The 6,652-nt window shown below is 70.0% G+C and carries 7 protein-coding genes and 1 pseudogene; 6 read left to right on the plus strand and 2 right to left on the minus strand.

The features are described 5' to 3' along the window. Positions 1 to 599 precede the first annotated feature (599 nt). The 5 genes from IEZ06_RS24040 to IEZ06_RS24060 all read left to right on the plus strand — a co-directional run bounded on the left by IEZ06_RS24040 (position 600) and on the right by IEZ06_RS24060 (position 4,999). A complete protein-coding gene (locus IEZ06_RS24040; protein ID WP_203872105.1) occupies positions 600 to 1,706 on the plus strand; it encodes a multicopper oxidase domain-containing protein in 1,107 nt (368 codons plus the stop codon). A gap of 54 nt (positions 1,707 to 1,760) precedes the next feature. Then, positions 1,761 to 2,009: an SHOCT domain-containing protein gene (locus IEZ06_RS24045; protein WP_189238960.1), complete on the plus strand. Its 249-nt coding sequence runs from the start codon at positions 1,761 to 1,763 to the stop codon at positions 2,007 to 2,009. A gap of 99 nt (positions 2,010 to 2,108) precedes the next feature. After that, a complete protein-coding gene (locus IEZ06_RS24050) occupies positions 2,109 to 2,726 on the plus strand; it encodes a beta propeller repeat protein (protein ID WP_189238951.1) in 618 nt (205 codons plus the stop codon). Positions 2,727 to 2,775: 49 nt separating this feature from the next. After that, positions 2,776 to 3,315 (plus strand): hypothetical protein, encoded by a 540-nt coding sequence (locus IEZ06_RS24055; protein ID WP_189238952.1) that lies wholly within the window; start codon positions 2,776 to 2,778, stop codon positions 3,313 to 3,315. A 130-nt stretch (positions 3,316 to 3,445) separates the two neighbouring features. Continuing rightward, positions 3,446 to 4,999 carry an ISKra4 family transposase gene (locus IEZ06_RS24060; protein WP_189238953.1) on the plus strand — a complete coding sequence of 518 codons (1,554 nt, stop codon included), beginning with the start codon at positions 3,446 to 3,448 and terminating at the stop codon, positions 4,997 to 4,999. A gap of 23 nt (positions 5,000 to 5,022) precedes the next feature. On the opposite strand, the gene IEZ06_RS24065 is transcribed toward IEZ06_RS24060, so the two are convergent. Further along, entirely contained in the window at positions 5,023 to 5,511 is a 489-nt protein-coding gene (locus tag IEZ06_RS24065) for an NUDIX domain-containing protein (RefSeq protein ID WP_189238954.1), read from the minus strand. Between the two features lie 218 nt (positions 5,512 to 5,729). Further along, positions 5,730 to 5,981, minus strand: a complete 252-nt coding sequence (locus IEZ06_RS36585; RefSeq protein ID WP_203872107.1) for a hypothetical protein — start codon at positions 5,979 to 5,981, stop codon at positions 5,730 to 5,732. A gap of 445 nt (positions 5,982 to 6,426) precedes the next feature. Between IEZ06_RS36585 and IEZ06_RS24075 the strand changes: the two are divergent. Further along, positions 6,427 to 6,652: pseudogene (locus tag IEZ06_RS24075) on the plus strand (hypothetical protein); the annotation flags it as partial.

The raw sequence follows: 6,652 nt of genomic DNA on the forward strand, positions 1-6,652 counted from the left end.
AGGAAGTGATCCCGGCCCGGCGAAGGGGCGCGCAACTGCGCAGACCGGGGACGATGTGCACCCGGTCTGCGCCATTCCCGTTTCGGGACAGGGCGGTCCCCTACCGCAGCGAAGTCCTCACGCCGGCGGTCCGGTGCGAGGGCAGGTGTGCTCTCCAGTGGGTTCCCGCCGACAGGGACATCGGGCCGTCCCCCTGTTTTCTGCGACGTTGGATCGTTGAAGATGACCAGCCATTTTCGTAGCGCGGGCAGCGCCTCGACCGGAGAAGAGCCCGGGCGGCAAGGGGTAATCGGGAAGATGTGATCAGTGAGTTGGGGCGCTGACGGCGGTCGTCCGTCCACCTCGCATACGATCGACTATCCCCCATAGTTTTTCTGCCCCAGGAGGGACCTTCGTCCCCTTGCCGCGAGGCCAACGAATCTACCCCCAAGGGGTATGAGCGGACAGTCTGGTGAGCAACCAGAGGAAACCGCGGCAGCCATGAGAGGCGAGCGCTGATGACTTCATCAGACTTTCAGGGCCGTCACGCCGAATCCTCGACCGGCCCCGTGGATCTGCTGCTTTCCCGGCGATCACCATCAGCAGGAAGACGACCACCGATGCGCAGACCTCTGATCATCGCAGCGAGTGCACTGAGCGCGGCGCTGCTGGCCGGTGCCGGTTTCGGGGTCGGCATCGCGACGGGCGACGGCGGGCACGGCAGCACGCCGGTACCCGGCGGCACGAATCATCCCGAGAGCGGGCCCTCCGGGCACGAGGAGGATCCGCAGCTGGCCACCGAGGACGGCCACGACCACGCCGGCCATGAAGGCAGCAAGGGCACGCCCGCCACCTACGACGCGACCGCTGTACCCGGTTTCGGCTTCCGCCCCCGTGACGCCGTCCTCCCGCCCGCGCCGACCGGACGCAGGCACAAGGTGACCTTGACCATCACCGAGAAGGTCATCGAGGTCGCCCCCGGCGTACGGCAGCGCGCCTGGACCTACAACGGCACCCTGCCCGGCCCGGTCCTGCGCGGCAAGGTCGGTGACACCTTCGCCGTCACCCTGGTGAACAAGGGCTCCACCGGCCACTCCATCGACTTCCACGCCTCCCAGGTCGCCCCCGACCGAAAGATGCGCACCATCGAACCAGGCGAGCAGCTCACCTACACCTTCACCGCCGAGCGTGCCGGGGCGTTCATGTACCACTGCGGCAGCGCGCCGGCCCTGCATCACATCGGCAACGGCATGTACGGCGCGATCATCATCGACCCGCCGAACCTGACCGAGGTCGACCAGGAGTTCGTCGTCGTCCAGTCCGAACTGGCCCTCGGCCCGCAGGACGGCCTGGCCAAGCTCAGCAAGCTGTATACGGCCGACTACGACGCCGTCGCCTTCAACGGCTACGCCGGGCAGTACCGCTTCGCCCCGCTGACGGCCACCGCCGGCAAGCGCACCCGCATCTGGGTCCTCGACGCCGGCCCGTCCGCGCCGTCGGCCTTCCACGTCGTGGGCACCGTGTTCGACACCGTCTTCAAAGACGGCGGCTACACGGTACGCCCGGGCGATGCGGCAGGCGGCGGCGCCCAGGTCCTCGACCTGGCCCCGTCCCAGGGCGGGTTCGCGGAGTTCACCTTCGCCGAGCCCGGCGAGTACGCGATGGTCAGCCACCGCTTCGCCGACGCCGCCCGCGGTGCCACCGGCCTGTTCAAGGTCACGTCCTGAACCACCGACGAGCTTCCGGAAGACGGACGCCCACCACTCAAGGAGATGAACTCGATGCATGGATACGGACATGGAGCGATGATGTGGCCGATGGGCGGCATGATGCTGCTCTGGCTGGCGCTGACCGCGCTGGTCGTGTGGCTGGTCGTCCGCTCCACCCCCTCCCGCGCCGGGAGCGGCCTCGCCACGCCGCCGGCGGACACCGACGCCGCCGGACCGGCCCGGCGCATCCTGGCCGAGCGCTACGCCCGCGGCGAGCTGGACACCGACGAGTACACCCAGCGGCTGGCAGCCCTGCGTTGACAGCGGCGATGAAAAGCACCGGGGGAATGTCCGTGCGGTGGTGCGATGTCACCGCCGCATCGGACGCCGCCGGTCGATCGTGAAGGATGGGGACATCCGATGAGCAAGCAAGCAACTGTGATGAAGCCGGCGAGGAAGAGCGGGAGCACGCGGCCGACGCGGCACCGGCCGTTGATCGCAGCCCTGGTGGTGGCGGTGGTGGTCTCAGCCGTGGCCGTGTTCGTCATCCGCGGTTCGGGCGGCACGGGGGGTTCCGGTGGATCCGCCAGTCCGGGTGAGGCGTTCGGGCACGTGCACGGTATCGCGGTCGACCCGGCCACCAAGGCGCCCTACGTGGCGACCCATGTCGGGCTGTTCCGCATCGAGGACGAGCGCACCGCAGTGCGGGTGTCGCAGGGGACTCCGGATCTGATGGGCTTCACCGCCGTCGGCCCCGGCCGTTTCCTGGCCTCCGGTCATCCCGGCGAGCATGATGAGGGCCCGGGCAACCTCGGCCTGATCGAGTCGGCCGACGGCGGCGTCACCTGGAAGACGATGTCCCTGTCCGGCGCGGCGGACTTCCACGGCCTGCAGGCCGCCCACGGGCTGGTCTACGGCTACAACTCGGGTGATGGTGCGTTCCTGGTCAGCTCCGACCGGCGTACCTGGGAACGCCGCTCCACGATCGCGATCGGGGCGTTCGCCGTCGGGTGTAGCTCTTCTGTAGGGACTGGTTGATCTGGGGTTTTGAGGGTCTGGTCGCGATCGGTCGAGTTGTCTACCGTGCGTGGTGGAGGCGATCGCGATGGGTTCGTTGCTGGAGGAGCTGGCGCGGCGGGAAACAGCGGCACGGGAGCGGGTCGAGCGGTTGCGTGAACGGCTGACGGCCGAGGAAGAGACGCTGTCGCGGCTGGTGGTCACCCGCCAGACGGTGGAGGAGATCCTGCAGGAGGCGGCTTCGCCGGCGCAACGGACGCCGACCGGCGCGGGTGACGGACCGGACGAGCGCGGCACGACGGGCGGAGACCGGCAAGCGGGACCGAGCGGGTCACCGATCGGGGTGGTGACGGTGCCGCGGCGGCGGCCGGGCATGAACACCTCGGTGCTGCCGAGGGCCTATCAGGATGTGCTGGAGGTGCTGACCGATGCCGGTAGCGGCATGCGGGCGGGGAAGATCGTGGCGGCGTTGGGGCTGCCGGGCGAGGCGGCCAAGGTCGAGGGCCTGCGCTCGAAGCTGAAACGGCTGGTGGAGCGGGGCTGGCTGAGTGAGGAGGTCCCGGGAGTGTTCGCGGTGACCGAGCAGGTCCGCACGCGGTTCGGCCGGTAGTCCGGCTCGGCCGGCCGCTCCGGGGCGTATCACTATGGCCTCACCGGGCGGGGGACTTGCCGACGGGCTCTTCCGCCGCCAGGTTCGAGGGTGCGACCCTGCCCGAACCTCACCGGAAGAAGAGCCCGTGATGGAACCGTACGACACGGCCGTGATGGCTGACTGCTTTGCATCGGCGAAGGACACCTTCAACTGTCTGATCCGGCAGCTCGCCGATCCGGCGGCCGCGGCGCTGTCTCATGACCTGCTGGAGGACCTGGTCGCCGAGCAGGGGCGTGAGCTGCTGCGCCGGCTGCTGCAGGCGCACCTGGACCTGCGGGCGATGCGTGAACGGCGAGCGGCGCTTCGGGCCCGCCGCGGGGCCGGCGGGGCCGGCGGGGCCGGGATGATCGGCGTTGATGAGGTGGTGCGGCGCCGGCTGGAGAGCGGCCATCACCGGCAGCTGGCCACGATCGTCGGGACGGTGACCGTCACCCGGTGCGCCTGGCGCGCGCCGGGAGCGGCCAACCTCTATCCGGCCGATGCGGCGCTGTCGCTGCCGGCCGGGCGGCATTCGGCCGGGCTGGCCCGGCTGGCCGTGCGCGAGGCGGTGCGCGGGAGCTTCGACGCCGCCAAGGCGGCGATCACCTCCCGGTGCGGGCCGGTGATCGGCAAACGACAGCTGGAGGAGGCGGTGGTGGCCGCCGCGGCCGACATCGACGCCTTCTACGCCCAGCAGATCCCGCTGCCGTGCACCGCTGAGGAGCTACTGGTCATCAGCGTGGACGGCAAGGGCGTGGTGATGCGCCCCGAAGGGCTGCGGCCGGCCACCCGGCAAGCGGCCGAGCGCCACCGCGCCACGTTCCGCACCCGGCTGGCCTCCGGGGAGAAACCCTGCCGCAAGCGCATGGCCATGCTGGGCGTGGTCTACGACGCCGTGCCCGCACCCCGCCGCGGCCATGATGTGATCGCCGTCCCCGGAGGCCGCAGCGGGGACCGGCCCGCCCGGTCCGGACCGGCGGCCCGCAGCAAGTGGCTGTGCGGATCGGTGTCGGCCGATCCCGGCGAGGTGATCGCCAAGGTGTTCGACCAGGCCGAGGCCCGCGACCCGCGGCACGCGCGGACCTGGGTCGTGCTCATCGACGGCGCCCGCCACCAGCTCGGCCTCATCCGGGCCGAGGCCGCGCGCCGCGGGGTGGCCATCCACATCGTCATCGATGTGATCCACGTCCTGGAGTATCTGTGGAAGGCGGCATGGTGCCTGCACGCGGGCGGTGATCCGGTCGCCGAGGACTGGGTCGCCGCTCACGCGCTGTCCGTGCTGGCCGGCCGCGTCGAAGACGCCGCGGCCGCCCTTGATGCCCAGGCCACCGCCGCCGGGCTGGGCCCGGGCCGCCGCGGCGGAGTGGACGCGGCCGTCCGCTACCTGCGCGGCAACGCCGCGTTCCTGCGGTATGACGAGGCATTGGTGGCCGGTTGGCCGATCGCCACCGGTGTCATCGAGGGAGCCTGCCGTCATCTGGTCAACGATCGCCTCGATATCACCGGTGCCCGGTGGGGCCTTGCGGGTGCCGAGGCCGTCCTCACGCTCCGGGCCGTGATCGCGAACGGCGACTTCGACGCCTACTGGCGTTTCCATCGCGCTCAAGAGCATCGCCGGGTTCACCAGACCCGCTACCAGGCCGCACTCGACCTCACTGCCTGATCAGTCCAGTCCCTACAGAAGAGCTACACCCATGCACGCTCGTCGATCGGCACCCACCGAACGTCCCTGAATTCGCGCAGGTCCGGAGTGATGAACGCCTGCCGGTCGGCCTGGAAGACGAACCAGAGCGTGACGTCGGTATGGCTGTCGGCCCCCCGGGTCTGGGTGACGGTCACAAAGAACGGGGCGTCGCCGAACTCCGGATGAAACCCCGGCGTGATCTGCAATTCCTCGGCCACCTCGCGAAGCGCGGTCACCCTCGGATCTTCAAGATCATCGACGTGGCCGCCCGGGAACAGCCACGCCTGGGCCAGCAGGTGATCGACGATCATGATCGAGCGGGTCGGCTCGTCGATCAAAATGGCGTACACCGCCAGGTGCTGCGGCGGAGTCGAGGGCTTTTCCAGACGGAAGAGCTGCGCCCCGGAGCCGATCCACTCCAGCATCCATGCCTGGTGGGCGGCTTCTTGCGGATCGTGCGGCTCGACGGCTGCGACCAGGTCGCGGACCACGGTGCGGGCTGTACTGTCCACCGGCAACCTGCTGACCTTCCTGCTCGGAAACCACTGACCGGAAAGGGCCGGGGGCGCTCGGGTCCGTCCCCGGCCAGTCTCCCACGGTGCCCCGCAGATGCGGGTGCACATCGCACGGTAGGTGCCATCGCACGCAGAAATCCACTCGGTGCGAGCGTGACCAGGCCGCCGCAGGCGCCCAAGGGCGCCCGCCCGGACTACGTGATCGGGCGGGCGCGGGCCAGGTCGGGCTCGCTCTTGCGGATGATCTCCCGCATGACCGGGGCGGTGGCGCCGCGGCCCAGCAGCAGGTAGCGCAGCAGGTGGGTGAGCGGATCGCCTTCGGCCCACTCGAAGTAGCAGTGCGGGCGTACCCCGGTGGCATCGCGCAGTGCCAGCAGGATCGCGGCGATGGCGTTGGGCGCGGCCGGGCTGTCGGCGCGCAGCACCCGATGGCCGTCGACTTCCACGCCGTGTACCTGCAAGGACCTTGCTGAAGCCGGAGGGGTCGCTCACGGCGATCTCCAGAAACAGCACGTCCGCGCGCCCGGGCACGGGATTCATGCCCCGCTGCTCGACCTCTTTGGCGGCGTACTCGGCCGCGTTCCTGGCCTGGCGGCGGTTGGCGATCAGGTTCAGCGCCCCAACGCACCCAGGCACGACCGGAGCATAGTTGGCGGCCGCCGCACCGCCAGCAGGGCTGGCTCTCAATCTGAGGCTGCCCCAGCAAGCGAACAAGATCAGCACAGACGACTACCTCAGACAACCGTACGGCACCTTTCATGCACTTCTCCCGCTACGCCCGGCGGGCTTCATGGAGAAAGAAGGCCGGTGAAACGGCCTCCCCGGCCAGCGACATGGGCACCGCCCGGCCGGTCGGGGACTGTCCTGTTGCCTTTCAAGGGATCTTCCTTCATGACTTTCGCCGTTCGGATCAGCACCCGTACCCGTCTCCTGGGCCTGACCGCCGCCGCGGCGGCGGTGACCATGACCACCGGTGGCGTGGCTTACGCCCACGGCAGCGCTCCCACTCCCTCGCAGGCTTCCGCTGAGAGCCTGCCCCGGGTGACGGCCACGGATCTGCTGAAGATTGCTGAGGCGCAGATCGGTATCACCGAGAACGCCGCCGGCGGCGGCACCA

This window comes from Planomonospora antibiotica (genome assembly GCF_014647955.1).
GTDB lineage: Bacteria > Actinomycetota > Actinomycetes > Streptosporangiales > Streptosporangiaceae > Planomonospora > Planomonospora parontospora.

Excerpts from the sequence above, each read along its gene's own strand:
- IEZ06_RS24040 (WP_203872105.1), top strand. The coding sequence starts at position 600 with ATGCGCAGACCTCTGATCATCGCAGCGAGTGCACTGAGCGCGGCGCTG.
- IEZ06_RS24045 (WP_189238960.1), top strand. The coding sequence starts at position 1,761 with ATGCATGGATACGGACATGGAGCGATGATGTGGCCGATGGGCGGCATG.
- IEZ06_RS24050 (WP_189238951.1), top strand. The coding sequence starts at position 2,109 with ATGAGCAAGCAAGCAACTGTGATGAAGCCGGCGAGGAAGAGCGGGAGC.
- IEZ06_RS24060 (WP_189238953.1), top strand. The coding sequence starts at position 3,446 with ATGGAACCGTACGACACGGCCGTGATGGCTGACTGCTTTGCATCGGCG.